The sequence below is a fragment of the Actinomycetes bacterium genome, assembly GCA_036000965.1.
In the GTDB taxonomy this organism is placed as follows: domain Bacteria; phylum Actinomycetota; class CALGFH01; order CALGFH01; family CALGFH01; genus DASYUT01.
The window spans coordinates 1-25,486 of the sequence record DASYUT010000140.1 but is presented as its reverse complement, the minus strand read 5'-3'; the positions used below and the strand labels follow the sequence as shown (position 1 = coordinate 25,486).

Below are 25,486 nucleotides of genomic sequence, written 5' to 3'. Positions count from 1 at the left end.
CCTGGGGCCCGGCGGTGACACCAAGCGTCATCGTCGCCGACCTCCGGCAACAACAAGCTCGAACCAGCTTGCGACCGCGATGTCGCTGTCATGCCGGCGCCACCCCGCCGGCGAGCGTGTGCGCTTGGGGGTGGTGGACGTAGTTGGGGCGCAGGTCGGCCTGGTCGTAGTAGCGGTGGAACACCGGGGTGGCGGCGGCCGAGATGGGCGGCACGATCCATGACCAGTCGGCGGGGGTGATCCGCCCGGCGCGCTGCTCTCTGGCCAGGTGGGTCAGGAAGCGGTGGGACTCGGTATGGTGGTCGGCGATGGTGATCCCGGCCCGCTCGAAGGAGTGCAGCACGGCCACGTTGAGCTCGACCAGCGCCCGGTCGCGCCATAGTGAGCGCTCATGGGTGGTGTCGAGCCCCAGCTGCCCGGCGACCACCGGCAGCAGGTCGTAGCGGCTGGTGTCGGCCAGGTTGCGGGCGCCGATCTCGGTGCCCATGTACCAGCCGTTGAACGGCGCGGCCGGGTAGCAGATGCCCCCGATCTCCAGGCACATGTTGGAGATCACCGGCACGGCGTGCCAGCGCAGCCCAAGGTCGGTGAACCACCCGTAGCGGGGGTGGCAGAGCGGGACCTCGAGCACCGCGTCTGCGGGCAGGTCGAACAGCCTGGCAGGCTCCCCAGGAGCCTGCACCACCAGCGGCAGCACGTCGAAGCGGGTGCCCGGCCCGCCCGCCCAGCCCAGCCCGCGCACGGTGTCGGTGAAGCTGGCCGAGCGGGGGTCGCCGACGACCGTGCCGTCTGGACGGCGGTAGCCGGCGTAGCGGATCAGCTGCTCGTTCCAGATCCGCGGACCGTCCCGCTGCGGGGTGCTGGCGGCGAACACGGTGACGGTGGGGCGGATCCGCCCGCCGTTGGTGGCCTGGCGCAGGTGGGTGACTGCCTCGGCGGCGACGTCGTCGGGGTCGGCGACGTGGCGCCGGTCACGCACGCGCAGGCTGCGCCAGTACAGGCGGCCGATGCAGCGGCTTGCGTTGCGCCATGCCACCCGTGCCCCGAAGGTCAGCTCCGCGGGGGTGTGGACGTAGGTGCCCGACTCCTGGATCTGGGCGTGGACCTGGTCCAGTCGTGGCTGCACGGGCCCTGCCGCGGGGCACTCGGTGTGATGCAGGCGCAGGAACTCCTCCGCGGCGGCCGGGTCGACCGCTGCTCGCGCCGGGGCGGGCCGGCCAGGCCCCCACGGCCATGACCAGACCGCTGGGGCCACAGGATGGTGCGCCTCCTCCGAGCGGGGGCACCCCTCCGGCCCGCGTCCACCGTAGCCAATGCCAGTCCTCACGGCGCTCACTCTCCCGACGAAAGCGACGTCCCTGACAGCCGGCTTACAGTGCCATAACTAATCATTTCGGACTAGGCTTGACTTTGGCGGATCCACGCCCGGCATCCTCTGCCCGCCCGTCCGAAGCCGGGGATGACCTACGACGGGTCCAAGCCGAGCAGCTCTTCGAGCGATGGCCTCGCGTTCGGGTCGTCGACCCCGACGACGAGCCAGCACCGGGACCCGGACACCTCGCCTGACCGGGGCTTACTGCCGGCCATCCCCTCCTGGTGTGCTGCAGGTTTCGCACACCAGGAGGCACGCCTTCGTACGCGGTCAGCCGTTGACGAGGACTACCTCGTACTGGTCGGCGGTAGGCGGAAGGCCCGTGTCGAACTTCGCGTTCACTACCGCGAGTCGACTGCCAAAGCGCGCCGCCGTCGTTGGCACCTGGAACAGGTCGCTGGTGATGACCTCCTCCACCACCCCGGACGCCAGGTCCGGGCGCAGCCGGATCCTGGACACCTGGTTGCTGAAGTTCTGCACCGCCCACAGCCGCCCCGCCTCAAGCACGATGCCGTCGACGTTGGGCACGCTGACCCCGGCGATGGCCGCGCTGGCGCCGCTGGCCGGATCGACCGTGTACAGCTGGCCGGTGGCGGAGTGCGCCACGATCAGGGTCTTGCCGCTGGGGGTGGCCGCGATGCCGTTGAGGTTGAACGCCCCGCTGGTGTCGGCCGCCGGGCCGCTGAGCGCAAGCGTGCGGGACGGCCCCAGGGCCCCGGCGCCGCTGACCGGCACGAAGCAGAGCCTGGCCTGCAGGGAGTCGGTGAACCAGGCGCCGTCTTGGGTGACGGTCACGTCGTTGACGAACGTGGTGGCCGCAGCGGCGCACTGGTAGGTCGCCACGGTGGCGCCGGTGCGGGTGTCGTAGACGTAGGCCTGCCCGGTCAAGCCACCGGCGACAAACAGCAGATCGTGGGCGATATCGGCGGCCATGCCCACGGCCATGCGGCCGTCGGGGGCGTCGATGAACAGCTCGGCGCTGCCGCGCTGGAGGTCGCCGCGGAAGATGTCGCCGCGGAACAGGTCGCCGGCGTAGAAGGTGGCCCCGCGGCCGGCGGCGATGCCCTCGGCCGAGCTGGCGCCCGGCAGGACGATGAGCTCGGCTGGGCGGGCCGCGGCGGCCGGCGCGGCCAACGCGGCCACCAGGGCCAGCAGCAGGAGCGGCACCGCCCCCAGCCGGACCCGCGCCACTGCCGACCTACGCTGCGCAGTCGAGTGCATCGACCATCCTCCTGTTCAGGTGCTGACGGGGCGGGCCCGGCCAGTATGGCCGCCGCCCAAGCCGCACGTCCATCAATCGACCATGAACAGCAGGGAGCCAATCGACCATGAACAGCAGGGAGCGTCGCAGCTCGGCGCCGGGATGAAAGGCCAGCCTTGACGTATCACCCAAAGCTCGCGGTGCGGTCGTGGTCCTTCCCGGACCCGATGGCGACCGACCGAGCTGTAACGATCCATGGGCGCATCGCGGTCTTGACGACAGCGGCACGACCGAGGAGCGGTCCCCCCCCTCCTCGGTCGTGCCATCCAACCCGCGAGGATCATCCAGGCCGGCCGTGCCACAAGCATCGGCGGCGACCGGTGCTCAGTGGACGCCTACGCGCTGGCCGGCATGGAACGACGGCGCCGTGTCGCCCTGTCGCAGCAGTCCCAGCTCCCGGGCCCGGGTGACGGCTACCATGCACGGGCCACCAGCCGCGCCCGATGACCGAACTCCCGGCAGGTGCGAAGCTACCTTCTCTCGAAATGCGGGAATGGCGGCGCAGCCTCGTAGGCCGCCACGCGCGTCTGCGCCTTGCGCAATCGTTCGACGTCGAGTTTGGGCGATCGGTCGAATCGGTACAGGCCGTTGCGCTCTTGGAACGTGTCGGTGAGCTGGGTGTAGCAGTACCCGAACATCCGTGGATCGTCGAGGAGTACGCCGACCAGGCCGGTGAAGCGGCCGTACACCTCTTCCTCGTCCGCAGGGCGTTGACCATAGCCCCACGAGGCTGCGTCGTCGTCACCGCTGGCCGAGGGTGCGGCGTCGGGGTCCCACCAGATCCCGCCGAACTCGCTGCAGAAGTACGGCTGGCCGCGATAGGGCAGCGACATGGGGCGGCCGCCGGGCAGGGTGTTGAGGTACGGGCGGCCCTCGGCGAGCCCCGACATCTGCTGGGCGAAGACCTTGGGGTCCTGCTCGTACAGGTGCGAGTCGAAGACGTTAGTCTCCGACACCCGGTGGGAGTACCCGGAGGCGTCGATGACCGGACGCGAGGTGTCAGCAGCCTTGGTGGCAAGGAACATGGCTCGGGTGACGTCGTCGAGGGTGGTGATGCGGTCGTGCAGCAGCTGGTAGGTCTCGTTCAGTGGGCACCAGCCGACGATGGAGGGGTGGCTGTAGTCGCGTTCCACAGCCTCCAGCCACTGCGTGACGAATGACACTGTCGGTTGCTGGTTATCCCCCTCCCTGCCGCCGCTGGCCGCTCCCCAGTCGCCGAACTCGGCCCACACCAGATAGCCCAGCCGAGGTAGCCGTGGCAGTCGGGACCGGCAACACGGCCGACGCCTACGGGCTGAACACCGGAAAGCAGGCGCCCGGCCGCGAGGCCGACCTGCTGCTGATCGACGCGCCCAAGGGGTCCGGCTGTGATGACGGCCTGACCTCGCTCGAGCACGGCGACGTCCCCTCGGTCAGCCTGCTCATGATCGACGGCCAGATCCGGTCGGTGGGGACCAGGAACACCCTGCCCCCCAAGCGGCTGCCCGAGATCCGGGCGAGCTGAGCTGGCACAGGTCCCGGGTGTCGCGGCTCAACGCACGACCTTGCCGGGAAGGTCTGCTGACCGGCGAGAGGTCGTGGTTGACGCAGTCGCCGAAGCGGGGGTCGCGGCACGCTCTCACGACCGCCGGACCCCATGAGCTGGTGCCCATCGAGCCGCCGGCGAGCGGCCCCGCCGGAGAGGCGGCGTCATGGTTGCCTCGACGCGCCGGCACCTTGGTGTGGGTGAGCCCCCTTGTCGGTGGGTGAGTCCCTTTGTCGGGGGTGCTGTGTAGCCTGCGGGCATGCCTGACACGGCGCATTCGCATGCGTATCTTGGGCGGTCCACGGTCGATCCCGTCAGCCGGCGGGTCGGGTTGCAGACCTCCGGCGGGGCGACCATGGCCGGCCCGGCGGCCAACCCGCGGTTCTTCACCGGCTTCCTGGCCGGTGCCGAGCAGGCGGCGGCCGGGTTGCTGGCCGTCGCCGACGTCGCCCAGTCGCGCTACCACCAGCCGCAGGTCGCCGCGCTTCGCGACCCGGTGGTGACCTGCAGCGGGGATCGGCTGCGGTTTGAGTCGTTCTCCGGCTGCTGCGGGGTCTATGCCCGCCTGGACCTCCTGTCGGAGGTGCTGGACGGTGAGGTGCTGGACCGCGGCACCACCAACGTGGACGTGAACGGTCCGCTGCGGGAGGCGCTGGCCCGGGTGGGTGGCGCCGATCCGCTGCATCTCGCGGTCGGTCCGGACGAGCTGGCGGTGACGACGCTGGATGGGCCGGTGGTGGAGAAGAAGGTGCCGCTGCCCGAACGGTGGCTGCGCGGGTTCGCCGAGGTGCAGGTGATCGCGGCCGGGTTCGACCTGCGGGCCGAGGTGCCGGCGGCGGAGGCGGTGCGGTTCCTGCGGTCCCTGCCGAGCAGTTCGCGGGCGGGCGGTGCGCTGTGGGCAGTGCCGGCCGGCCGGTCGCTGCGGCTGGCCTCGCGGCCCGCGCCCGGCGCGGTGTGCCTGCCCGGACCGCAACGGCTGGAGGCGCTGCGGCCACTGCTGCGGCATGCCGGCGCGCTGCGGGTGTACGGGCCGGCGGTCGGCGCCGGCAGCCCGCCGGTGACAAGCGTCTGGGAGGTGGAGCTGCGCGGCATGCGGCTGCTGCTGATGTTGTCGCCGGAGCCGCGGCGGGGCTTCTCCGGTGAGGGCGCGGTGCTGGACGCGCTGGCCGGCGACCAGGTCGAGGCCGATGCCGATCTGGTCGGCGCGCTGCTGGCGTTCGAGCCGCGGGTGGAGGTGGACCTGTTGGCGGAGCGGTCCGGGCTTCCGCCGGGACGGGTGCGGGCCGCGCTCGGCCAGCTCGGCACCGCGGGGCGGGTGGGCTACGACGTGGCCGAGTCGGCTGGGTGTCGATGCCCGGATGGCAACGAGCCCGAGAGGGGCGGCGACTTGTCGATGCGCTGCGGGATGACCCCTTCCTGGCGGCGCTGGCGCCGCGGCTGTTCGAGGTCGACGGCGTCGGCCGGCTGTTGGCGTGGTCGGTCCGCGACTGGACCCCCTCGGGAGCGGACTGGCCGGCGGCACTGGCCGTGCTGGCGGCGGAAGGCCGGCTGGAGCGCGACATGCTGCTTGACCGCTGCCTCGGCCGGCTGCTGCGCGGCGGACATCCAACCGAGCTGCGCGGCTTCCTGCTGCTGCACCAGGCGCTGAGCCCGGACCTGGACGAGGTGGCGGGCCGGGCACGGGACTACGCCCGCCTGCTGGTGGACGCCCATTCCACCGTCGCCGTGCCGGCTCAGCGCGCGCTGCGTCGGCTCGACGACGCCGGCCGGCTGGACCTGGGCATGCTGCTGGCGGCCAGCAGGGCGGTGCTGTTCCGCCCGGAGAAGAAGCTGGTCGGCGCGCAGCTGTCCTGGCTGGACGCGGCGGCACGGCGGCAGCGCGACCGCGCCGGCGAGGTGCTTTGCGCGGTCGCGGTCGCGTTCGGGCAGGAGGCACCCGACCTGCAGGCACGGGCGCTCTCCCTGACGCTGCGGCACGCGCGGCACGCCGACCAGGCGGCCCGTGCCGAGCTGCTGCGGGCCGCGGCCGGACTCCCCGCCGACCTGCGGGAGCGGGCCGCCACGGCCCTCGGCGGCCAACTGCCCGACCCGCCGGCCGCAGCGCCGCGGGCGGTCGACGGGCCGGCCTCGGCGTCGTGGCCCGCCCTGCTGCCAGCGACGCCGCGCGAGCTGCCGCCGCCCGCCGGGCACGTTGATCCTGCCGAGCTGGTCGCCCGGCTCGAGCAGGCCGCGGCCGAGGGGTGGCAGCCATGGGAGTACGACCTGCAGCAGGCCCTCCTCCGGCTGCCACGCGAGCCCGACGCGGCGGCTGCAGACCGTGCCCGGCGGCTTGCGACGCCCGCTGGCAGGCGGCTTGCCGACTGGCTGGCCACCGGCGGCATGCCCGACCCCAAGGTGACCCGCATGGTCTACACGATCCGGCGGCGCCGCTACTGGCCGCCGTCCTCGTCCCGGCCGGCGCGGGAGGAGCTCGTCCGCGTGCTCGCAACCGTGGCCCCGCAACCAAAGGCCACGCGGCTGCTCGGCCTGACCGCGCGCCATGGCGTGGCCGCGCGCCGCCTGCTGCCGCAGCACCCGCCGCTCGCCCCCCTGCTCTGCGACCTCGCCGCACCCCAACGCTGGGAGTACGGCCATGCCGGGTGGCTGCTGTGCTGGCCGGCCGTGCTGCCCTCCCACCGCGACGTCATCGCCGCGCACCTGCAGCCGCAGCTTGCGCACCTGCCCCACGGCGCGCGCGGCGATGGGCAGGTGCTGCCGCTGCTTGCCGAGGCCGACGGCCCGGTCGGGCCCGGGCTGACCCTCGCCCTCGCCCACGGGCTCGGCGCCCGGGACCAGACTGACCGGGCAGCCACGGTCGACGCCGCACTCATCCTCGCCGGCCGCCGCCAGCTCGACGGGTCCGCGCTCGGCAGCGAGCTCGGCGCGCTGACCGCCCTCGGAGCGCTCCCGCTGAATGGCGTCACCCCGGCGCTGCGAGACATTGCGCGGTCAGGAGCGTCCGCCCTGGTCTGGGCGATCGTGGCCGCGGCGCTCCCCCCAATGCTGCCGCCCGCGGTCCAGCGGCCGCCCCGACGGCTACCCGACCTCGTGGCACTCGGCACCGAGGTCGCAGGTGCTGCCGACGGCCACGCTGCGATCCCCGGGCTGACCGCCGTCACCGGACGTCGCGGGTCGAGTCGACTGGTCGCCGAGTCCCGTCGCCTGGAGCGCGTCTTGGCCCGAAGCGGATGATCCCGTCGGCACTGTTGCATCTGGGCGAAGGGCGTCGCCGACCGTCTTGTGGAAGTGCGTGTCCGGTCCGCTCGGGCCCGGCCCCATCTCCCACCGGTAGAGACCGAACTGTCCGCTCGTCGACGCGCCGGTGGCGAGGTAGTGCGCGCCGCCGCCGGACGCGTTGACCAGCTCGGGCGGATGGCTCCCCGGGCGGAACGTCGCGCTGACCTCTCCGCTGTCACCCAGATAGCGGGGTGGGGGATAGGACATGTCAGCTTCCGCTTCCGTAGGGGCGGGTGATGATCTCCAGAACGTGGCCGCTCGGGTCCTCCCAGTAGACGCCGCGCCCCCCGTCGTTGGTGTTGAACTCGCCCGGCCGCTGCCGACCGGGGTCGGCCCAGTAGGGCAGACCCCGCTCGCGAATGCGCCCGAAGATCTGGTCGAACTCGGACTCGCCGACCAGGAACGCGTAGTGCTGCGGATGCACTGGGCCGTGGTCGTCGGCGAAGTCGAGAGAGACGTCGTTGTCGACCTGCACGACAAGGAACGGCCCGTACAGCGTGGGCGGGGCGACGCCGAGGATCTCGGCGAGGAAGGTCGCCGACTGCTGCTTGTCGCGCACGGACACGATGGTGTGGTTGAGGTGGACGGGCATCAGAACTCCTTTGCCTTACGCTGCCGGGCACGTCACCAGGCTTGGCCTTGTCACGCGCGCCCCGGTCTCCTGCCGCATGATCTTCGCGGCGGCAGTCTTGCGACGGCCACTATACATATGTATAGTTCATAGCTATCATGAGTAGCTGCTCGTACCTGTGTATAGGGGTTGAGGGATGGCGGTCCACCCGGTGGGCGATCCAGCGTTCGAGGACCTGACGGCACGCGCGCGGATCAGGGACGCGGCGCTACGCCTGTTCGCCGAACGGGGCATCGACGGGGCGACGATCCGGGACATCGCCAAGGCGGCGGGCGTGTCGGCGGGGCTGATCCGGCACCACTTCGGGTCCAAGGAAGCGCTGCGCGACGCCTGCGACGCCTACGCGCTGGAGCGTTCCATGCGCATCAAGGAGCAGGCGGTCCTGGAGGGCAAGGGCGCCGACCCGGGGTTCCTGCCCGCCGTCCACCCGACGATGCTGCTGCTGCAGCGCTACCTGGGGCGCTCGATGGTCGACGGGTCGCCTGCGGCCGCGTCGCTGTTCGACCAGATGGTCGAGCTCGCCGAACAGTGGATCGCCCACCACCACCCTGGCATAACCGCGGATCCGCGCGCCTACGCCGCGGTGCTCGTCGGGATGCAAGCGGGCCTGCTGGTGATGCACGACCACCTGTCCCGGGCGCTGGGAGCCGACGTGCTCAGCCCCGAAGGGCATCTGCGGATGAGCAGGGGAGTGGTGGACTTCTATTCGCACGCCCTGCTCAGCCCGGACCTGGCCGCCCAGGCACACGCGGCCTACGACCGGCTCCAGGCACAACGATCCCCTACCGCGGCGGAGCCGCGCTCCGCGGCTGAAGGAGCACGACGATGACCGAGGCGATCCGCGCTGAGGCGCTGGTCAAGACGTTCGGGCACACCCGCGCCCTGGACGGGCTGGACCTGACCGTACGCACCGGCGAGGTGCACGGCTTCCTCGGCCCCAACGGGGCCGGCAAGACCACCACGATCCGCATCCTGCTCGGCCTGCTGCGCGCCGGCGCCGGCACGGCCCGGCTGCTGGGCGGCGACCCCTGGCACGACGCGGTCACCCTGCACCGCCGGCTGGCCTACGTCCCCGGCGACGTCACCCTGTGGCCCAGCCTGTCCGGCGGTGAGGTGATCGACCTGCTCGGCCGGCTGCGCGGCGGGCTGGACAAGCGGCGCCGCGCCGCCCTGCTGGAGCGCTTCGACCTGGACCCACGCAAGAAGGGCCGGGCGTACTCCAAGGGCAACCGGCAGAAGGTCGCCCTGGTCGCCGCGCTGGCCTCCGACGTGGAGCTGCTGCTGCTGGACGAGCCGACCTCGGGCCTGGACCCGCTGATGGAGGCCGCCTTCCGCGACTGGATCAACGAGGAGGAACGCGCACGCGGGCGGACGGTGCTGCTGTCCAGCCACATCCTGGCCGAGGTGGAAGCGCTGTGCGAGCGGGTCACCATCATCCGCGAGGGTCGGACGGTGGAGACCGGCACCCTCACCCAGCTGCGGCACCTGACCCGCACCTCGATCACCGCCGAGCTGGCCGGCCCGCCGACCGGGCTGGCCGGCCTGCCCGGCGTACACAACCTGAAGACGCAGGACGGCCGCGTGCGCTTCGACGTCGACACCGGCGCGCTCGACGCGGCGCTGCGCCACCTCAGCGGCGTGGGCGTGCGCAGCCTGGTCAGCCAGCCGCCCACCCTGGAGGAGCTGTTTCTGCGCCACTACCGGACTGGCCAGCCGGCCGACACCGCCCAGGACGGCAGGCGCGCGGAGGTGGCGCGATGAGCACCCTGACGGGCTCCGGCAAGCTGGTCCGCCTGATCCTGCGGCGAGACCGGCTGCTGATGGCGCTGTGGATCGTGTTCTTCTGCCTCATCCTGAGCAGCTTCGCGGCCTCCCTCGGCGAGGTCTTCCCCACGGCCGCGGAACGCCAGCAGTACGCCGACAACGCGGGATTCGTCGCGCTCTACGGTCGCCTGTCCGGCACCAGCCTCGGCGAATTCGTCGCATGGCGGGCAGGGTTCCTCCCCGTCGTCGTCGGTCTGATCGGCCTGCTTACCGTCATCCGGCACACCCGCACCGAGGAGGAGACCGGCCGCCGCGAGCTGCTCGGCGCCACCGTGGTCGGCCGGCACGCGGGCCTGGCGGCGGCGCTGGCCGCGACCTTCGGCGCCAACCTGGTGCTCGCCGCGCTGGTGGCGCTGAGCATGATCAGCCAGGACCTGCCCGCCACCGGATCGTTGGCCTTCGGCGTGGAGCTCGCCGCCGCCGGGCTGGTCGGGCTCCGCCAGCGCGACATCCCCGTCACCTGACCGACCACACCATGCAGGTTTGAGAAGAACAGCCGCGACAGGCGCTACCGACGCCCGCCGCACATCCGTCTGACCGTCGACACCCACCAGGGTGTTACCCACCCCAGGGTGTTACCCACCGCCCTGAGCTGGGCGGTTGACGCTCACCAGGGATGGCACGATGAAGTGACGGCGTGCCAGGTCGCCGATCTTGGGAACCAGGCGAGGGTTGCCGAGGTCAGATAGACAACGACAGCGGCAGCCGGGGAGGGGAGATGCGACGCTCGATCGTTCTCACCGTCACTGCCCTGGTGCTGCTGAGCGGCTGCTCGGTCGTGCGCGACGTGTCCGCTGCGCGCTGCCCCTCGTCGCGGAAGCTCCTCCCCCAGGGTGCCGCCGACTACATCGACTTCGTCCGTGTCGGCGGGATCACCTACCACGCTGGGATCAGGCCGGCGGCCGGGCGGGCGCTGCGCGACAGCGACCTCGGCGCCCAGGTCGCCGTGGTGCGCTGCAAGCTCGCCGACCACATCATCGAAGGGCCGGGCACGCGCCTGGACGGCGACGCCGCCTACCTGGACACCGGCACCCCTGTCTACGCGGTCAAGGGCTACCGGCCGACCTTCCGCCTGGCGGCGCGGCGAGACGGCAAGCTGGTGCTGTTCGAAGCCGCCGACAACCCCCGCGCCCGGACCTGGGCTGACCTGCTCGACCTTGGCGGCAAGGTCAGCTGGATCGGCGTCAACGACGGCAACAACCGACAGGTCGCGGCGATCAAGGACCGAAAGCAGGTCGCCCGGCTGGTCGACCTGCTGCTTGGCAGCCCCGCCGGCAAGCCAACGGCCTGCGCCGACGGGGGCAACGTCTTCCTGGCCTTCCATCTCGATGACGCGACGGCCACCGTCTTGAGCTACAACCTCCACTTCCGCCGTCTGGACTGCCGCGACCCCCTGCCCAAGCCGTTCGGCGCCGCGATCCGCGCAGCGCTGCGATGAGCCAGCGCCTGGATGTGGCCAGCGGACGGATGCGGCTGGGTTGAGACCATGCCTGCCTGGCGTCGCCCAGCCGTGGGATGTCTCCTCGCAATGCCGGTCGGTCAGCGCAAGAGCACCGTCCTGCCGCAGACGCGATCGCCTCAGCGCTGGCCGGCCAGGCGTGGACGTTCCTGGCGTCTCGGGCTTATGGTGAACCGGTCCGGTTCTCAAACGGGGAGGTCGGGGTCGTGCGGAAGCTGTTCTTGCTCCTGGCCGTGGCCGCGCTGGTGGTCGCGACAGCAACAAGCGCCACGGCAGCCAAGCCGGGCCCGGGCACCAGTACCGGCGTCGGCTCCGTCTTCGTCCCCAACCCCGTCCAGTCGCTGGGTGACGAGTCGCTGACCGACCAGAAGGACGCCGACGCGGCTGTGCCGGCGGCCGCCTACCACGGCGTCACCCTCACCAACCTCGACGGGAGCGGGTTCCTGCGCGGCGACTACGCGACCGTCGTCAGCGAGACCGGCAATCCCGCCTACTCGCCGACGAACACCTTCCGCTACACCCGCCACCAGGACGAGTTCGAGCAGGTCATGGCCTACTACTGGATCACCGAGGCGCAAAAGTACATCCACACGCTCGGCTTCGGCGTCTCCCGGCGGCCGATCGACAACCAGCCCCAGGCGGTCCGGATCAACCAGTGGGGGCTCGACAACTCGTTCGCGACCGACCACCCGAAGAACGAGCTGCGCTTCGGCAAGGGCGGCGTCGACGACGCCGAGGACGCCGAGGTGATCCTGCACGAGTACGGGCACGCCATCCATTTCTCGCAGAACTTCGTCTTCGGCTCCGAGCAGGCGGGGGCGATCAGCGAGGGCTTCGCCGACTACTGGGCGGTGACCGTCGGGGACGTGGTCTCCAAGGCGCTGGGCGTCCCGGCGCGCGAGCCGCTGCCGTGCGTCGCCGACTGGGACTCGGTCTCGTACACCAGCACGGTCCCGCACTGCCTGCGGCGCGTCGACACCGACCTGCACTACCCGCAGGACCTGAACGGCAGGGTGCACCACGACGGCCAGATCTGGTCGCGCGCCCTGTGGGACATCCGCCAAGCGCTCGGCAACGTCAGAGCCGACACGATCATCCTCCAGGGCTCGTTCGACTTCCCTGGCACGACCATGCCGGACCTCGCGAACCGGACGGTTGCGGCCGCGCAGCAGCTTTATGGCAGCGCCGCGGCGGCGGTCGTCACAAAGGCCTTTGCCGACCGCGGGATCCTCTGAACCGTCGCAAGAGCGATAGGAGGGCGCGTCCCAGCTCCGCGAACAGCCGCGGCCATGCCGGATCGTAGGAAACGATCTCAATCTAGGGTGTCCGTGATGCTGCGCCCTGGCATGAGGAGACCGGACGATAGGCGGACCATAGGCAAGGTGTCACGCCTGCCAAGGAGGTCCGGCCTTGGGCAGGCTTGGCTGCGACATCACAGCCTGGGCGCGGGCGGACGGTCGCCGACCGGGTGACGTTCCTCACCGACCGCGACGGCCGGGGCGCCCGCAGTTGCTCCTTCATGGGTGTTGCCAGCGCCCGCCGCGATCGAGGGGGTTTGTGCTGTGGCCAGTGCAGGGTGCTCGGATCGGTGACTGACCGCGCCTGGGGAGACACCGATGACCCGCTTGAACGCACGGCTGAAGGCCGCCTCCGAGTGGTAGCCGAACAGCGTGGCGAGTTCGCGGATGGTGGTCCGGCCCTGCTGGAGGCGCGCCAACGCGACGTGCATGCGCCAGCGGGTGACGTACTGCACGGCAGGCTCACCGACCAAGTGGGTGAACCGAGCCGCGAACGCTGAGCGGGACATCGCAGCCTCGTTCGCCAGCGAAGCGACGGTCCACGGATGCCCGGGGTGACGGTGCACGGCCACGATCGCTTGGCCGATCTGTTGGTCTTGCAGCGCGCCGAGCCAGCCGGTCCGCGCGGCCGGGTCCCCTTCGATCCAGGCGCGGATCGCCTGGATGACCAGGATGTCGGCCAAGCGGGTGATGACCGCTTCACCGCCAGGGCGCAACTGGCGCACCTCGGCAGCCATCAGGCTGAGGGTGTCGCCGATCCAGGTCCTGGAGGGCGCGGTGGCGCCATCGGTGTGGATCACCGGCGGCAGGAGTCTGAGGAGCTGGGTCGCGGCGGGGTCGTGGAAGGAGACGATGCCGCACACCAGCGTGGACGGCGCCCCACCACCGCCGTGGCGCAGGATCGAGTAGTGCTCGCTGAGCAGCTGCTGCGGGAGTTGGTCGACCCGTCGGGCGGGCGTGACCCCCGGCTGGCTGAACAGCCGGTGGCCGCGGCCGTGCGGCACCAGCGCGAGGTCCCCCGCTCGCAGGTACAGCGGGTCGGCGCCGTCAACGCCGAGCCAGCACCCACCGGCGGTGACGACGTGGAAGCTCAGGCAGTCGGCGAAGGCGGGCATCTCCAGCGCCCAGGGCGCGGTTGCCTCCGTCCGGCAGTAGAAGGCCCCGGTCATCCGCAGCAGGTGCAGCGCCTCCCCGAGGGGGTCGACCGGCGTCCAGGGATAGTCGTGCGTCATGCCAGACCAATCGTCCCAACTTCATGGATGAATGAGCATAAACGAGCGACGCACAAGCATAGCGTGTCCCAAGGCTGCTGGGTAGCGTGGACGCAATCTACAAGACAGGCGTCTGGGGCGCATGGCAGAGGGAGCACAGCGATGAAGGTGCTGGTTGTTGGAGCAACCGGCGGCTCGGGACGTGCCGCCGTCGACGAACTGCTGTTGCGGGGCCATGCGGTGACCGCGTTCTCGCGGCACGCTGCGAGGCTGGGTGCGGTGCCCGGCCAGCTGCGCGCGATCAACGGGGACGCAACCGACCCCGCCGACGTCGACCGCGTGGTCCGCGGGCAGGAGGCGGTCATCGTCACCCTTGGGATCAGCGAGAACGCCCTTCGGATCCGGTTGCTCGGCCCTACGAGCACGCCGATGGACGTCCGGTCCCGAGGCACCCGCAACGTCATCACGGCCATGCGCCAGCACGGGGTTGGCAAGCTGGTGGCGCAGACGTCCTACGGGGTGGGGGCGACCCGGGACAAGCTTCCGCTGCTGCAACGGCTGGTCTTCCGGCTGGTGCTGCGACCGCAGATCGCCGACACCGAACGCCAGGAGCGTGCGGTGCGCGCCAGCGGTCTGGACTGGGTGATCGCCCAGCCGGTCAACCTGACCGACGACCCGCACGCGGGTCTCCCGTTCGCCTCGCCGACTGGCGAGCTTCGCGGCATGAAGGTGTCCCGCAGCTGCGTCGGCCGGTTCCTCGTGCAGGCGCTGGAGGGATCCGAGTACGTGGGCAGGTCAGTCGCCCTTTCCGCCGTCGCCCCCGCCACGACCCTTCCGGCGTCCAGCGCCTGATCCAGCCCGCAGCGCCACGAGGTCGTGCTCGTGGCAGCTGCCCGGCCAGCCCCGTCGCACCACCACAGCACGCCCAGAGCGTCGACACCGCCAGCCCCTGGGCGGTGTGGTGTGGCGCTTGGCGTCATACAGCACCTTGTGGTTGGCCCACCCGGCGGCGCGTTGCACCCGGGTGCCCAGCCCGTCGACCACGACCGCCTCGCCGGTTTGGCCATCTCCTCAAGCAGCTCGCGCAGTCCTTGGAGGGTTCAAGCGTGAGCACCTTACCGATGGGCTGGTCCCCGTCAACGTCCGAACGCGCGGAGCATCACGGACACCCTCAATGGCGGGTCGCTGCTTGCCGCCCGACAGACGGCCAGCGACAACCGGTTCATCCATAACGTCCAGAGCATGCCACACACTATCGAGCCGGGCATCGAACCGCCCCCTCTGAGAGACAAACGCCCAGCTCAGGGCTTTATGCAACACGATGTTCCGTGCCAAGGCGCCCGCTGGACCGAGCCGACGACCGGGCAAGGATCAGCGTCCCTAGCGGCGTCGCTGCCGCCGCGCCAGCACCAGGCGGGTGTGCTGGATCCGTAACCCCTGAGAGCGGGTCAACGGCATTTGACGAGCCTGCGGGGTCAATGTAGATTGACTTCATGGGTGAGGCGGCTCCGAGCGAGGTGACCGCGGTGGCGGCGGCGACCGGCAGCCAGGACCCGGAGGTTGGGCTGGCCGCGGTCGCCGCCCTGCGCGGCCTGGTGGAGGTGCTGGAGGCCCTGCAGGTCGAGAACGCCCGCGCCGAGGGCTGGTCGTGGCAGCAGATCGCGGCCAGGCTCGGGGTCACCAAGCAGGCGGTGCACAAGAAGTACGCCGGCCGGCGGTTCGGGTTCCGGAGGTAGGACACGTGGTCCAGCGCAGCGAGCATGTCGGCCGGGTCCTGGACCTGGCCCGGGAGGAGGCCGCCCTGGTCGGCCACTGCTATGTGGGTCCCGAGCACCTCCTGCTGGGCCTGCTCCGCGACGGCGGCGGCGGGGCCGCCCGGGTCCTGCGGGCCCGTGGCGTGGACCTGCAGGCCGCGAGAGCCGCGCTGGGCCGCCTGGCGGAACGGGGGGTGGTGCCCGGCCCGCGGCCAAGCGACGCCGAGCTGCTGGGCACGCTCGGCATCGACCTGGAGGCGATCCGTCGCACCACCGAGCAGGCCTTCGGCCGCAAGGCCGTGGGGTGGGCGATACGGGAGGCTGTTCGCCGGCGACGCGGTGGGGTTGGGCGGGTGCCGCGGACGCCGCTGCGCGACCCACCATGCTTCGCCTGGCGCGCGCAGTACTTCGCCAGCGAGCAGGCCGAGGTGCTCGGCTACGCTGAGGTCGGCCCGGAGCTGCTGCTGCTTGGGGTGGTGAAGGACATCCAGACGTCCTGGCCGAGGTGCATGAAGAACCGCTGGGTGCGGCAGCTGCACGCCTCCGTCGGCCTTCCCAACGGCTACCGTGGCGCGGCCGGACCCCTGCTCGAGGCGTTCGGGGTGGACCTGGACGAGCTGCGTGAGGCCCTGGTGACCGAGCTTCAGGCGGCCGTGCCGTGAGCCGGTGTTGCGAAGCGGTACGTCATGGAGGATTCCGGAGGTAGCGCGAGGTGTTCGAGCGGTTCACCGAGCAGGCCCATCTGGTCCTCGACCTTGCCCGGGACGAGGCTGAGCGGCTCGGCCACCGCTATCTCGGCCCGGAGCACGTCCTGCTCGGGGTGCTCGCCGAGGGCCAGAGCGGGGCTTCGCGGGTGCTGCGGGCCTCTGGGGTGGAGTTGGCGGCGGCGCGTGCCGAGCTGCTCGATCTGGCAGGGCGGGCGGTGGTGCCAGCTCCCCGGCCGAGCGACGCCGAGCTGCTGGGGATGCTGGGGATCGACCTGGACACGGTCCGTCGCAACACCGAGGAGACGTTCGGCTTCCGGGCGGTCGGGGAGGCGACCTGGCGGGTGACGCGCCGGCGGGGTTGGCGGGGCGGGAGGGTGGTGTGGACGCCGCTGTGTGGCCCGCCGTTTTTCGCCAAGCGCGCCCTGCAGCTGGCCAGCGAGCAGGCGAGCGCGCTCGGCCACGGCGAGGTCGGCCCCGAGCATGTGCTGCTTGGGGTGCTGGAGGATGCTCGCCAGCCGGCGGGCGGCACAAAGGGGTCCCGGCGGCACCGGCGGATCACCGCGCACGTCGGCCTGCCGGGCGACTACCGGGGCGCGGCGGGGCCGCTGCTGGAGGCGCTCGGGGTGGACCTGGACGGGCTGCGGGATGCCGTCGCCGCCGAACTGCGCGGGCTTGCGTCGTGAGCCGGCGTGGGCGGCTGGGGTTCGTGGCCGCGTGCCTGCTGGTGTTCGCGCTGCTCGCCGCCTGGGATGTGAACCCGCCCCGGCCGCTCAGCTCCGGCGCCACCGTGATCGGCGGCAGCGACCGGCTGGCCCGCGACATCGCGCCGCTGCTGCGCTGAGCGGCAAACCACTATCCGATCTGACACCTGAGGGTTACGCTGCGGGAATGGAGCGCTACTGCGTGGGCGCCAGCATGGAGCTCGACTGGGCCGAGGACCAGGCCCAGGCGAAGTGGGACTGGTGCCTGGCCAAGCGGGTGTTCGGCTGCTTCCGCCCCTACTGGCGGCGCGGGCTGGGCGCGGTCGCGTGCATCGCCGCCGGGGCCGTCATCGGGCTGGTCCCGGCGGTGGTCACCAAGGGCGTGATCGACGCGCTGGCCCACCCAGGCGAACGGTTCAGCGAGCTTGCGTGGCTGATCCTGCTGGGGGTGGCCGCGTCGCTGGTCGGCGGGCTGATCGGGGTGGCGGAGTCGTGGTTCAGCGCCACCATCAGTCAGCACATCATGCACGACCTGCGCGAGCAGCTGTTCGGCCGGCTGCTGCGGCAGTCGGTCGGGTTCTTCACCAGGAGCCGCACCGGCGACGTCATGAGCCGCATCGGCAACGATGTCAACGCCGTCGAGGACGTCGTCGCCGACACCATCCTCGGGCTGGTCTGGAACCTGTTCGTGATCCCCAGCACGCTAGTGTTGATGGTGGTGCTGGACTGGCGGCTCACCCTGCTGGCGCTGGCGTTGATGCCGCTGGCGCTGCTGCCCAGCCGCCGCATCGGCCGCACCACCTACCAGGCCCGCAAGCAGACCCAGGCCCATCTCGGCAAGCTGACCGCCTACCTGCAGGAGGTCCTCGGGATCTCCGGGATCCTGCTGGTCAAGGCGTTCGTCACCCAGCGCCGCGAACGAGCCCGCTTCGGCGCGCTGAACGGCGAGCTGCGCCGGCTGCAGCTGCGCCAGGAGATGATCGGCCGCTGGTTCTACATGCTGATGGACGTGCTGCAGACCGCCGGCCCGGCGGTGCTGTGGCTGTACGGCGGCTGGCTGGTCTTCGGTGGCCAGGCCACCGTCGGCACCGTGGTGACCTTCATCGTGGTCCTGGCCGGGCGGCTGGGCGGCGCGATCGGGTCGCTGGGCAGCCTGCACGTCAACATCACCGGGTCGCTGGCGCTGTTCAACCGCATCTTCGCGCTCCTGGACCTGCCGGCTGAGGTCACCGACCGCGACGGCGCCCGCCCGCTGCAGCGGGTCCGCGGCGCGGTCGGCTTCGACCGGGTCACCTTCGCCTACCGGCCGGAGCTGCGGCCGGCGCTGCAGGCGGTGTCGTTCCGGGTCGAGCCCGGCCAGCTGGTCGCGCTGGTGGGCCCGACCGGGGCCGGCAAGTCGACCGCGGTGTCGCTGGTGCCCCGCTTCCACGACCCCCAGCAGGGCCGGGTCCTGGTCGACGGCCACGACGTCCGCGACCTGACCTTGGAGTCGCTGGGCGGCCACATCGGGATCGTGTTCCAGGACACCTTCCTGTTCCACGCCTCGATCGCCGACAACCTGCGCTACGCCCGCCCCGACGCCAGCGACGACGAGCTGGTCGCCGCCGCCACCGCCGCGCACCTGGACGGCTTCATCGGCTCGCTGCCCGACGGCTACGACACCGTCGTCGGGGAGCGCGGCCACCGGCTGTCGGGTGGGGAGAAGCAGCGCGTCGCGATCGCCCGGGTGATCCTCAAGGACCCCCGCATCCTGCTGCTGGACGAGGCCACCTCCCACCTGGACACGGTCTCGGAGCAGCTGATCCAGGCCGCCCTCAAGCCGCTGTTCGCCGGGCGGACCACGATCGCGATCGCCCACCGGCTGTCGACCGTGCTGGCCGCCGACCAGATCCTGGTGCTGGACCACGGCCGCCTGGTCGAGCAGGGCAGCCACACCGAGCTGCTCGCGGTCGGGGGGCTGTACGCCCAGCTTTACGAGCGCCAGTTCCAGGCCCAGGAGCCGGCGGTCGCGCAGCTCAGCCGCTGACCGCCACGGTCCTCAGTCGCACAACGCGGCGTGCCGCCGCTCAGCTCCGCCCGGCCGCGCGCAGCAGGGCCTCGCGGACCCAGCGCTCCTGCGGCTGCCCGGCGAGGTGGTGCTCGAGACGATACAGGCGGCAGGCGAGCGTGTACTCGGCGGGCCAGCGGCACACGACTCCAGTGCCACCACGAAGGCCACACGAGGGTCCTGATGTGCGCAGGACAGACCGCGGTCGACGGCAACGGGGCGCCCCAACACCCTGGTGACATGGCGGCGCAGATCGGGCTCGCGCTCGACAACCTCCAGGCCGTCCTGGCGGGCGCGGGCATGAGCCTCTCGAACGTGGTGCGGCTCAACACCTACACGACCGACGTCGACGCGTTCATTCAGCACGGAGCCGTTCTGGGCCAGCGCACGGGCGCGGCCGGTGTCGCGCCCCCGGGGACCCTGCTCGGCGTCGTCCGGCTCGCCTTCCCCGAGCTCATGGTGGAGCTCGAAGCGACCGCCATGGCCTGACGGCCCTACGGCCCTCCGCGACCGGGCGGTTCCCCGTGGCCGCTTATCAACGGGTCCCGCGCAGGACCGAGCGCAGGTACTCGGCGCTGGTCCACACGTCGGCCACCGGGCCGTCGCCCCTGGGCTCCTCGGTCAGGATCGTGTCCTGCTCCAGCACATACCAGCCGTCGTAGCCGCGGGCGCGCAGGGACCCGACGATGGCAGGCACGTCCACGTCGCCCGACCCGAGCGGGCGGTACATCCCGTCACGCACCCCTTGGGTGTAGGTCAGCCGGCCGTCCTGGACCCGCCCGGCGATCCTTTTGTCCACGTCCTTGAGGTGGGTGTGGGCGATCCGCTCGGGCGCCTGCCTGGCCAGCTCGGCCGGGTCGGTGCCGCCGATGAACAGGTGCCCGGTGTCCAGGCACAGGGAGATCGAGGAGCCTTCGAGCACCCGCCAGACCTCGTCGCCGTTCTCGACCACGGTGCCCACGTGCGGGTGCAGCACCGCCCGGACGCCGTGCTCGGCGGCCAGCGCAGCCAGGCGGTCCAGGTTGGCCAGCAGGGTCCGCCAGCCGGCCTCATCCAGCTCCGGGCGGGTGTCGTAGCCCTCTTGGCCGGTGACGGCCGACAGCACCAGCACGCCCGCGCCGGAGGCGTCGTAGCCCTGGAGCAGGCGCTCGACCTCTGGCACGGGGTCGTGCCCGGCCACGTGCAGCAGCAGCGGGGTGAACCCACCGACGGCCCGCAGGCCATGGTGGTCCAGGACCCGGGTCATCGCGTCGGGTTCGCCGGGCAGGAAGCCGTCGGGCCCGAACTCGGTCGCGCTCAGGCCGACCTCGCGCATCTCGGCCAGCACCCGGTCGGGCCGCAGCTGGTAGCCCCAGCCCGGGACCTCGCAGACCCCCCAGGAGATGGGCGCGCCGGCGGTCTTGCCCTCGGCGGCAGGTGTCTCGGTCGTGCTCATGTGCGCACCTCTTTCATCCGCACCGGTCGGTGCACGTGCAGGGACGTGGTACAGGCTTCGGCGATCCAGCCGGCCTCGAGTGCGTCGACGCCCGCGGCCAGCAGGGCGGCGTCCACGACCGTGTCGGCGCGCACGATCGCGCCCTCGGCGACGGCCAGGTCCTCCGGGCCGGGCTGGGCCACGAACTCGGCGGTGTCGCCGAGCACGCCGGTGACCAGGGTCGGGTCGACGGTGCCGAGTCCGACGACCACGGGCCGGCGGGCGGTCACCGGCCCGCCCCCTGCGGCAGGGGGACCGGCGGGGCGCTGCTGGCCCGGACGACCAGCCGGGGCGCCACGAGCTGCTCGGCGCCGGGTCGGTCCGGGGCGGCGATCCGAGCCAGCAGGCGGCGGGCGGCCAGCCCGCCGATGCCGGCGCTGTCGGGGTTGACCGAGGTCAGGGAGAGCTGCCGGAGCTCGGCCAGGAAGGTGTCGTCGTAGCCGGTGACCGCCAGCCCGCCGGGCAGGTCGACCCCGGCGTCGGCCGCGGCCGACATCGCCCCCACGGCGGCCAGGTCGTTGACGGCGGCCAGCGCCGTGACCGGGCGGCGGCGGCTGCGCCCGCCGCCGAGCAGCGTGGCCGCGGCGGCGTAGCCGCCGTCCTCGCTGAAGTCGCACGCCTGCACGACGATCTCGTCGCCGAGCCCATGGCGGGTCATCGCCGTGCGGTAGCCGGCAGCTCGTTCGTCGGCCACGGCCCCCCCAGCCCCGCCCAGGTGCGTGATGTGGCGGTGGCCGCGCTCGACCAGGTGATCGACCACCAGCCCCATGCCGGCGGCGTCGTCGCTGCGCACCACGTCGGCGCGGGCCAGGCCCTCGGCGCGGGCGCCGACGACCACCACGGGCAGGTCGCCGACCACGTCGGCCAGCCGCGCCGGGTCCGGGACCGAGCCGACCACCAGCAGGCCGTCGACGCGCAGGTCCCGCAGCGCCCCGATCACCCCGACGTCGAGCCGGCGCTGGCCGCCGGCGCTGGAGGGCAGCACGGCGCTGGTCAGCAGCGTGGTCAGCCGGGCCTCCTCCAGCACCTGGCTGACGGCCTCGACGATGTCCATCGACCAGGGGTTGCGCAGGTCGGCGGCCAGGACCCCGGCCGCTCCCGAGTGCACCGCCGACAGCGACCGCGCGGCCCAGTTGGTCCGGTACCCCAGTTCGGCGGCGGCCCGCCGGACGCGCCGGCGTTTGTCCTCGCGGACCAGCGGCTCCCCGCGCATGACCAGCGACACCAGCGACTTGGACACCCCGGCGCGCTCGGCGACGTCGCGGATCGTCGGCCTGCGCGGCGGGCCGGCGACCTGCTCAGCCACGGGTCGGGCCCTGCGCGGGCGCGGGCTCGCGACCGAAGGTGGCGCCCGGGACGGGGAGGACCGCCTGCCAGGTGCCGCTGGCCGCGGACGCTTCGGCGGCGGCGATGACCTCGGCCACGGCGTGGGCGTCCTCGATGGTGGCGTTGCGGCGCTCCCCGCCGGTCACTGCGACGAGGAACTTCTTGGCCTCGATGACCTTGAGGTCGTCATAACCCATGGCGATGCCCGGGCCGGGCTGGAACCTGGCGTAGTCGCCCAGGTGGGGGTTGCCGAGCACGGTGGTGTAGCCCTGGTGGGGGCCGCCGCGACCCAGGCAGACCCGCAGCTCGTTCATCTGCTCGAAGGCCCAGACGGCCGAGCCGTCGGTGCCGTAGAGCTCAAAGCCCAGGCCGCACTGGGGCCCGACGATCGTGCGCGACGCCTCCAGCGTGCCCACCGCGCCGGGGCCCTGCGCGGTCGGGGCGAAGCGGACCAGGGCGGCGGCGTAGTCGTCGTTCTCCACCGGTCCCAGCTCGCCGTCCTCGATCACCGCGAAGTGGGTGTCTGAGCCCATCGGCAGGATGGGCCGCTCGGCGTAGATGGTGCTGGTGAGCGCGCTGACCTCGGCGATCGGGCCGACGAGGTAGCTCACCAGGTCGACGACGTGGCTGAGCAGGTCGCCCAGGGCGCCGCTGCCGGCCAGCTCACGCTTGAAGCGCCACGACAGCGCCCCCTTGGGCGCGGCGGCGTAGCCGGAGAAGAACACCGCGCGGACGTTGGTGATGCGCCCGAGCGCACCCTGGGCCACCAGCTCGCGGACATGCTCCACGGCCGGGGCGTGGCGGTAGTTGTAGCCGATGGAGGTGACGATCCCGGCCGTTCGGGCGGCCGCGGCGACCTCGCCGGTCTCCCGCGCGTCCCGCCCGACCGGCTTCTCGATCCAGAAGGGCTTGCCCGCCTCGGCGGCGGCTAGGCCGATCTCGTGGTGCAAGACGTTGGGGGCGCAGATCGACACCACCTCCACCTCCGGGTCGGCCAGGACCTCGCGGTAGTCGCCGCTGCCGCGGGCGTAGCCGAGGATGCCGCGGGCGTAGGTGACGCGGTCGGCGGCGGTGTCGGCGGCGTGGACCAGCCGTGGCCGCAGCCCCAGCTCCGGGTAGACCGACGGCAGCGCCTGGTAGGCGCGGCTGTGGAGCTTGCCCATCCAGCCGACGCTGATCAGCCCCACACCGACGTCGCCGCTCGCGGTGCCGTTCGTGCCGCCGTTCGTGCCGCTGTCCGTGCTGGTGCTGGTCATGTGCGGCCTCCCCGCGTGCTGGGGGTGGGTTGTCGTGCCCGCCCGAGCTCACCTGCGACGGCGGCGGCGAGCAGGGTGGCGTCGGAGCCGATGGCCACGAAGGTCCAGCCTTCGGCCTGTCGCGCGGCCGCGGCGGCGCCGTCGCCGACCAGCAGCCCGCACGCCTTGCCGTGCCGCTTGGCCGCGGTGCGGACCCGCTCGAGCGCCGCGAGGTAGGTGGGTGCCCGCAGGTCGCCGGGCACGCCGAGGTTGTAGCTGAGGTTGTAGCTGAGGTCCTGGGGCCCGACGAACAGCACATCCACCCCGTCGAGGGCGGCGATCGCCTCGACCTGCTCCACGGCGGGCGCCGACTCGATCTGCACCACGCCCAGGACCTCGCTGCTGGCGCGGCCGAGGGCGCCCGGGTCCAGGCCGAAGCGGCAGGCGCGGTTGTAGGTGGCCACGCCCCGGTCGCCGTCGGGCGGGTGGCGCAGGTGCCTGACCGCCTCGCCGACCTCCTCGGCGGTGTCCATCCGGGGCAGCATCACCCCGGCGGCGCCCAGGTCCAGGACCCGGCCGATGCGGATGCGGGCGCCGGACTCCACCCGCACCACGGTCGCGACGCCGTAGGCGCCGGCGGCGGGGACCAGGTCGCGGACCTGCTCCTCCCCGCCCGACCCGTGTTCCAGGTCCAGCACCAGCCAGTCGACCCCGGCGGCGGCGCAGGCCTCGGCGGTGAGCGGTGAGGCGGCGCCGACGAAGGTGCCCAGGGTCGCCTCGCCGGCGGCCAGGCGGGCCCGGAGCCGGCCGTGGTCCAGCGGGGACGGTGTGGCCCGGGTGGGGCCGGTGGGGCCGGTGAGGCTGGCGGGGTCATCCGTCACCGATCAACATCTCTGTGCGAGCCATCGCCGTTCTCCTCCGACGCTGCTATGGCATCCTTGGACCGTTCCAAGTTGGACCGTTCCAAGGATGGACGACGGTGGCATTCGCGTCAAGAGCGAGTTTGCTCCTTCGGGAAGGGCGACCCTGAGGGTTGGTCACGCGGCGGCATCACCGGTCGCTCGACGGGATACCGGCATCGCTGGCGAGGCGCGCGACGTGTCGCGAGCGGCCTTCCTGGTCCAATCTCAGCTCGGGATAAGGACCGACACGGACGAGCTTCACTGCGTCAGCTCAGTCCTACGGCCACCTCGCCACACCTATATCGACATCTAGCCGCGTACCGCTCAGTACCACCAGCCCTGGATAGATGCACTCCTCATAAACGGGTGGCAGCCACCGTCTCGCTCTGAAGTAATGTGCTCAGTATCGCAAGGCTACGGGCATCGGGATGTCATCGCAGTCTTCCTGGGTAGCGGGTTGTTCGGTGGGCTCTGCCCGTTTCGGCATTGTTACGAGCGCCGGCTGGAACCCGGGACCCAACGCCGGACGAGCTGCTCAGCCATGCTCTTTGTGCTCATAGCGTGCGAGCATCCCGCAAACCCCTCAACCGGTCATGAAACCCCTCTAAGGCTTGCCTTGCCGCTGGCCGAGAAGAGTCCCATGGGCCAGATTCCTGCACCCCGGTCATCGCTTGCCCGCCGCTTGAGGCTGGCGCTTGCGACCATGCTGCTGCCGGTCGCGGCGGTCGCTGGGGCAGGACTGGTCACGTTCCGCTTTTCGATCTCGGCGCTCGAGGAGTTCCGCGAGGAGACCGTCGAGGAGTCCAAGCGCATCGAGGCGGTCAGGCACCTGCTCGTGGAGGCTGACGACCTGGGCGAAGCCTCCGTCGAGCAGGACGACCCGGCCACGGGCAAGCGGTTCGTCGCGCTCAGCGCGCAGATCGACCGGCGCTTCGACGATCTCCAGACCTTGGCCACACAGCAGGAGCGTCAGCTCGCGGCGGAGGCCGACGCGATGTGGAAGACGTCCGCGGCCGATATCGAGGCGGCAAAGGCGATCCCGAAGGGGGGCGCGACCGACAACCGGCTCGATCCGTTCCACGATCATATCGACCAGGCGGGTTCGATCCTGGCCGACCTCCACTCGCTCAACGGCAACCAGGTCGCAGACGAGATCTCGTCACTGCGACGGCGGGAGCAGGACCAGCTCCTGGCCGGCCTCGCCGCGCTCGTCATCGGCTCGACCGCTGCGTTGTTCCTGGCCCGGCGGCTGGGCCGCTCGATCACCCGACCTCTGCTGTCGTTGAAGGACGCGGCGACGCGGTTCGGCTCGGACGACCTGTCGCATCGGATCCCGGTGAGTGGCGACGACGAGCTGGCCCAGCTGGGCAACGCCTTCAACGCCATGGCGGGCAGCCTCCACAAGAGCAGGGCCGACCTGCGCGAGAGCGAGCAGCGCTTCCGCGCCCTGGTGCATCACGCCTCGGACGTGTTCACGGTGATC

At 71.9% G+C, this 25,486-nt stretch carries 26 protein-coding genes and 1 pseudogene; 16 read left to right on the top strand and 11 right to left on the bottom strand.

Annotated features, from left to right (window positions below; translation table 11 throughout):
* Positions 1–88: 88 nt before the first annotated feature.
* From VG276_12085 to VG276_12075, 3 genes and pseudogenes are all read right to left on the bottom strand, one after another.
* Entirely contained in the window at positions 89–1,255 is a 1,167-nt protein-coding gene (locus VG276_12085; GenBank protein HEV8650116.1) for a nitric oxide synthase oxygenase, read from the bottom strand.
* Positions 1,256–1,642: 387 nt separating this feature from the next.
* Positions 1,643–2,593, bottom strand: a complete 951-nt coding sequence (locus VG276_12080; GenBank protein HEV8650115.1) for a hypothetical protein — start codon at positions 2,591–2,593, stop codon at positions 1,643–1,645.
* Positions 2,594–3,103: 510 nt separating this feature from the next.
* Positions 3,104–3,880: pseudogene (locus VG276_12075) on the bottom strand (glycoside hydrolase family 2 TIM barrel-domain containing protein).
* A gap of 8 nt (positions 3,881–3,888) precedes the next feature.
* Here VG276_12075 and VG276_12070 point away from each other — a divergent pair.
* The 3 genes from VG276_12070 to VG276_12060 all read left to right on the top strand — a co-directional run bounded on the left by VG276_12070 (position 3,889) and on the right by VG276_12060 (position 7,389).
* Complete coding sequence (locus tag VG276_12070) at positions 3,889–4,137, top strand: hypothetical protein (GenBank protein HEV8650114.1); 249 nt, start codon at positions 3,889–3,891, stop codon at positions 4,135–4,137.
* 280 nt (positions 4,138–4,417) lie between these two features.
* Entirely contained in the window at positions 4,418–5,806 is a 1,389-nt protein-coding gene (locus VG276_12065; GenBank protein HEV8650113.1) for an SWIM zinc finger family protein, read from the top strand.
* Entirely contained in the window at positions 5,719–7,389 is a 1,671-nt protein-coding gene (locus VG276_12060; protein HEV8650112.1) for a hypothetical protein, read from the top strand. The genes VG276_12065 and VG276_12060 overlap by 88 nt, the downstream gene beginning before the upstream one ends.
* A gap of 253 nt (positions 7,390–7,642) precedes the next feature.
* Here the strand turns inward: VG276_12060 and VG276_12055 are convergent, their stop codons facing one another.
* Positions 7,643–8,026 carry a VOC family protein gene (locus VG276_12055; protein ID HEV8650111.1) on the bottom strand — a complete coding sequence of 128 codons (384 nt, stop codon included), beginning with the start codon at positions 8,024–8,026 and terminating at the stop codon, positions 7,643–7,645.
* Positions 8,027–8,201: 175 nt separating this feature from the next.
* Here VG276_12055 and VG276_12050 point away from each other — a divergent pair, with 175 nt between their 5' ends.
* The 5 genes from VG276_12050 to VG276_12030 all read left to right on the top strand — a co-directional run bounded on the left by VG276_12050 (position 8,202) and on the right by VG276_12030 (position 12,583).
* Complete coding sequence (locus VG276_12050; GenBank protein ID HEV8650110.1) at positions 8,202–8,894, top strand: TetR family transcriptional regulator; 693 nt, start codon at positions 8,202–8,204, stop codon at positions 8,892–8,894.
* Positions 8,891–9,826 carry an ABC transporter ATP-binding protein gene (locus VG276_12045; GenBank protein HEV8650109.1) on the top strand — a complete coding sequence of 312 codons (936 nt, stop codon included), beginning with the start codon at positions 8,891–8,893 and terminating at the stop codon, positions 9,824–9,826. The genes VG276_12050 and VG276_12045 overlap by 4 nt, the downstream gene beginning before the upstream one ends.
* Complete coding sequence (locus tag VG276_12040) at positions 9,823–10,353, top strand: hypothetical protein (GenBank protein HEV8650108.1); 531 nt, start codon at positions 9,823–9,825, stop codon at positions 10,351–10,353. The genes VG276_12045 and VG276_12040 overlap by 4 nt, the downstream gene beginning before the upstream one ends.
* A gap of 254 nt (positions 10,354–10,607) precedes the next feature.
* A complete protein-coding gene (locus VG276_12035) occupies positions 10,608–11,327 on the top strand; it encodes a hypothetical protein (GenBank protein ID HEV8650107.1) in 720 nt (239 codons plus the stop codon).
* Positions 11,328–11,554: 227 nt separating this feature from the next.
* Positions 11,555–12,583, top strand: coding sequence for a bacillolysin (locus VG276_12030; protein HEV8650106.1), 1,029 nt, complete (start codon positions 11,555–11,557; stop codon positions 12,581–12,583).
* A 197-nt stretch (positions 12,584–12,780) separates the two neighbouring features.
* On the opposite strand, the gene VG276_12025 is transcribed toward VG276_12030, so the two are convergent.
* On the bottom strand, positions 12,781–13,878 hold the full coding sequence (locus VG276_12025) for an AraC family transcriptional regulator (GenBank protein ID HEV8650105.1): 1,098 nt from the start codon (positions 13,876–13,878) through the stop codon (positions 12,781–12,783).
* A gap of 141 nt (positions 13,879–14,019) precedes the next feature.
* Between VG276_12025 and VG276_12020 the strand changes: the two genes are divergently transcribed.
* The 6 genes from VG276_12020 to VG276_11995 all read left to right on the top strand — a co-directional run bounded on the left by VG276_12020 (position 14,020) and on the right by VG276_11995 (position 19,045).
* On the top strand, positions 14,020–14,709 hold the full coding sequence (locus VG276_12020; GenBank protein HEV8650104.1) for an NAD(P)H-binding protein: 690 nt from the start codon (positions 14,020–14,022) through the stop codon (positions 14,707–14,709).
* A gap of 641 nt (positions 14,710–15,350) precedes the next feature.
* Entirely contained in the window at positions 15,351–15,593 is a 243-nt protein-coding gene (locus tag VG276_12015; protein ID HEV8650103.1) for a hypothetical protein, read from the top strand.
* Between the two features lie 5 nt (positions 15,594–15,598).
* On the top strand, positions 15,599–16,273 hold the full coding sequence (locus tag VG276_12010) for a Clp protease N-terminal domain-containing protein (GenBank protein HEV8650102.1): 675 nt from the start codon (positions 15,599–15,601) through the stop codon (positions 16,271–16,273).
* A 50-nt stretch (positions 16,274–16,323) separates the two neighbouring features.
* Positions 16,324–17,001 (top strand): Clp protease N-terminal domain-containing protein, encoded by a 678-nt coding sequence (locus tag VG276_12005; GenBank protein HEV8650101.1) that lies wholly within the window; start codon positions 16,324–16,326, stop codon positions 16,999–17,001.
* Positions 16,998–17,159 (top strand): hypothetical protein, encoded by a 162-nt coding sequence (locus VG276_12000; protein HEV8650100.1) that lies wholly within the window; start codon positions 16,998–17,000, stop codon positions 17,157–17,159. The genes VG276_12005 and VG276_12000 overlap by 4 nt, the downstream gene beginning before the upstream one ends.
* 62 nt (positions 17,160–17,221) lie before the next feature.
* Positions 17,222–19,045: an ABC transporter ATP-binding protein gene (locus tag VG276_11995; protein ID HEV8650099.1), complete on the top strand. Its 1,824-nt coding sequence runs from the start codon at positions 17,222–17,224 to the stop codon at positions 19,043–19,045.
* A 40-nt stretch (positions 19,046–19,085) separates the two neighbouring features.
* Here VG276_11995 and VG276_11990 read toward each other — a convergent pair whose 3' ends face one another.
* Positions 19,086–19,211 carry a hypothetical protein gene (locus VG276_11990; protein HEV8650098.1) on the bottom strand — a complete coding sequence of 42 codons (126 nt, stop codon included), beginning with the start codon at positions 19,209–19,211 and terminating at the stop codon, positions 19,086–19,088.
* Positions 19,212–19,249: 38 nt separating this feature from the next.
* Between VG276_11990 and VG276_11985 the strand changes: the two genes are divergently transcribed.
* Positions 19,250–19,555 (top strand): RidA family protein, encoded by a 306-nt coding sequence (locus VG276_11985; GenBank protein HEV8650097.1) that lies wholly within the window; start codon positions 19,250–19,252, stop codon positions 19,553–19,555.
* Between the two features lie 46 nt (positions 19,556–19,601).
* Here VG276_11985 and VG276_11980 read toward each other — a convergent pair whose 3' ends face one another.
* From VG276_11980 to VG276_11960, 5 genes are read right to left on the bottom strand one after another with little or no spacing between them, the layout of a single operon-like run.
* Positions 19,602–20,501, bottom strand: a complete 900-nt coding sequence (locus VG276_11980) for a sugar phosphate isomerase/epimerase (protein HEV8650096.1) — start codon at positions 20,499–20,501, stop codon at positions 19,602–19,604.
* Complete coding sequence (locus tag VG276_11975) at positions 20,498–20,770, bottom strand: hypothetical protein (GenBank protein HEV8650095.1); 273 nt, start codon at positions 20,768–20,770, stop codon at positions 20,498–20,500. The genes VG276_11980 and VG276_11975 overlap by 4 nt, the downstream gene beginning before the upstream one ends.
* Positions 20,767–21,846, bottom strand: a complete 1,080-nt coding sequence (locus VG276_11970) for a LacI family DNA-binding transcriptional regulator (GenBank protein HEV8650094.1) — start codon at positions 21,844–21,846, stop codon at positions 20,767–20,769. Before VG276_11970 ends, VG276_11975 begins: the two co-directional genes overlap by 4 nt.
* Positions 21,839–23,122: a Gfo/Idh/MocA family oxidoreductase gene (locus VG276_11965; GenBank protein HEV8650093.1), complete on the bottom strand. Its 1,284-nt coding sequence runs from the start codon at positions 23,120–23,122 to the stop codon at positions 21,839–21,841. Before VG276_11965 ends, VG276_11970 begins: the two co-directional genes overlap by 8 nt.
* Positions 23,119–23,982: an aldolase/citrate lyase family protein gene (locus VG276_11960; GenBank protein ID HEV8650092.1), complete on the bottom strand. Its 864-nt coding sequence runs from the start codon at positions 23,980–23,982 to the stop codon at positions 23,119–23,121. Before VG276_11960 ends, VG276_11965 begins: the two co-directional genes overlap by 4 nt.
* A 478-nt stretch (positions 23,983–24,460) precedes the next feature.
* Here VG276_11960 and VG276_11955 point away from each other — a divergent pair.
* Positions 24,461–25,486, top strand: a 1,026-nt coding sequence (locus VG276_11955; protein ID HEV8650091.1) for a HAMP domain-containing protein, incomplete at its 3' end; no start/stop codon positions are given.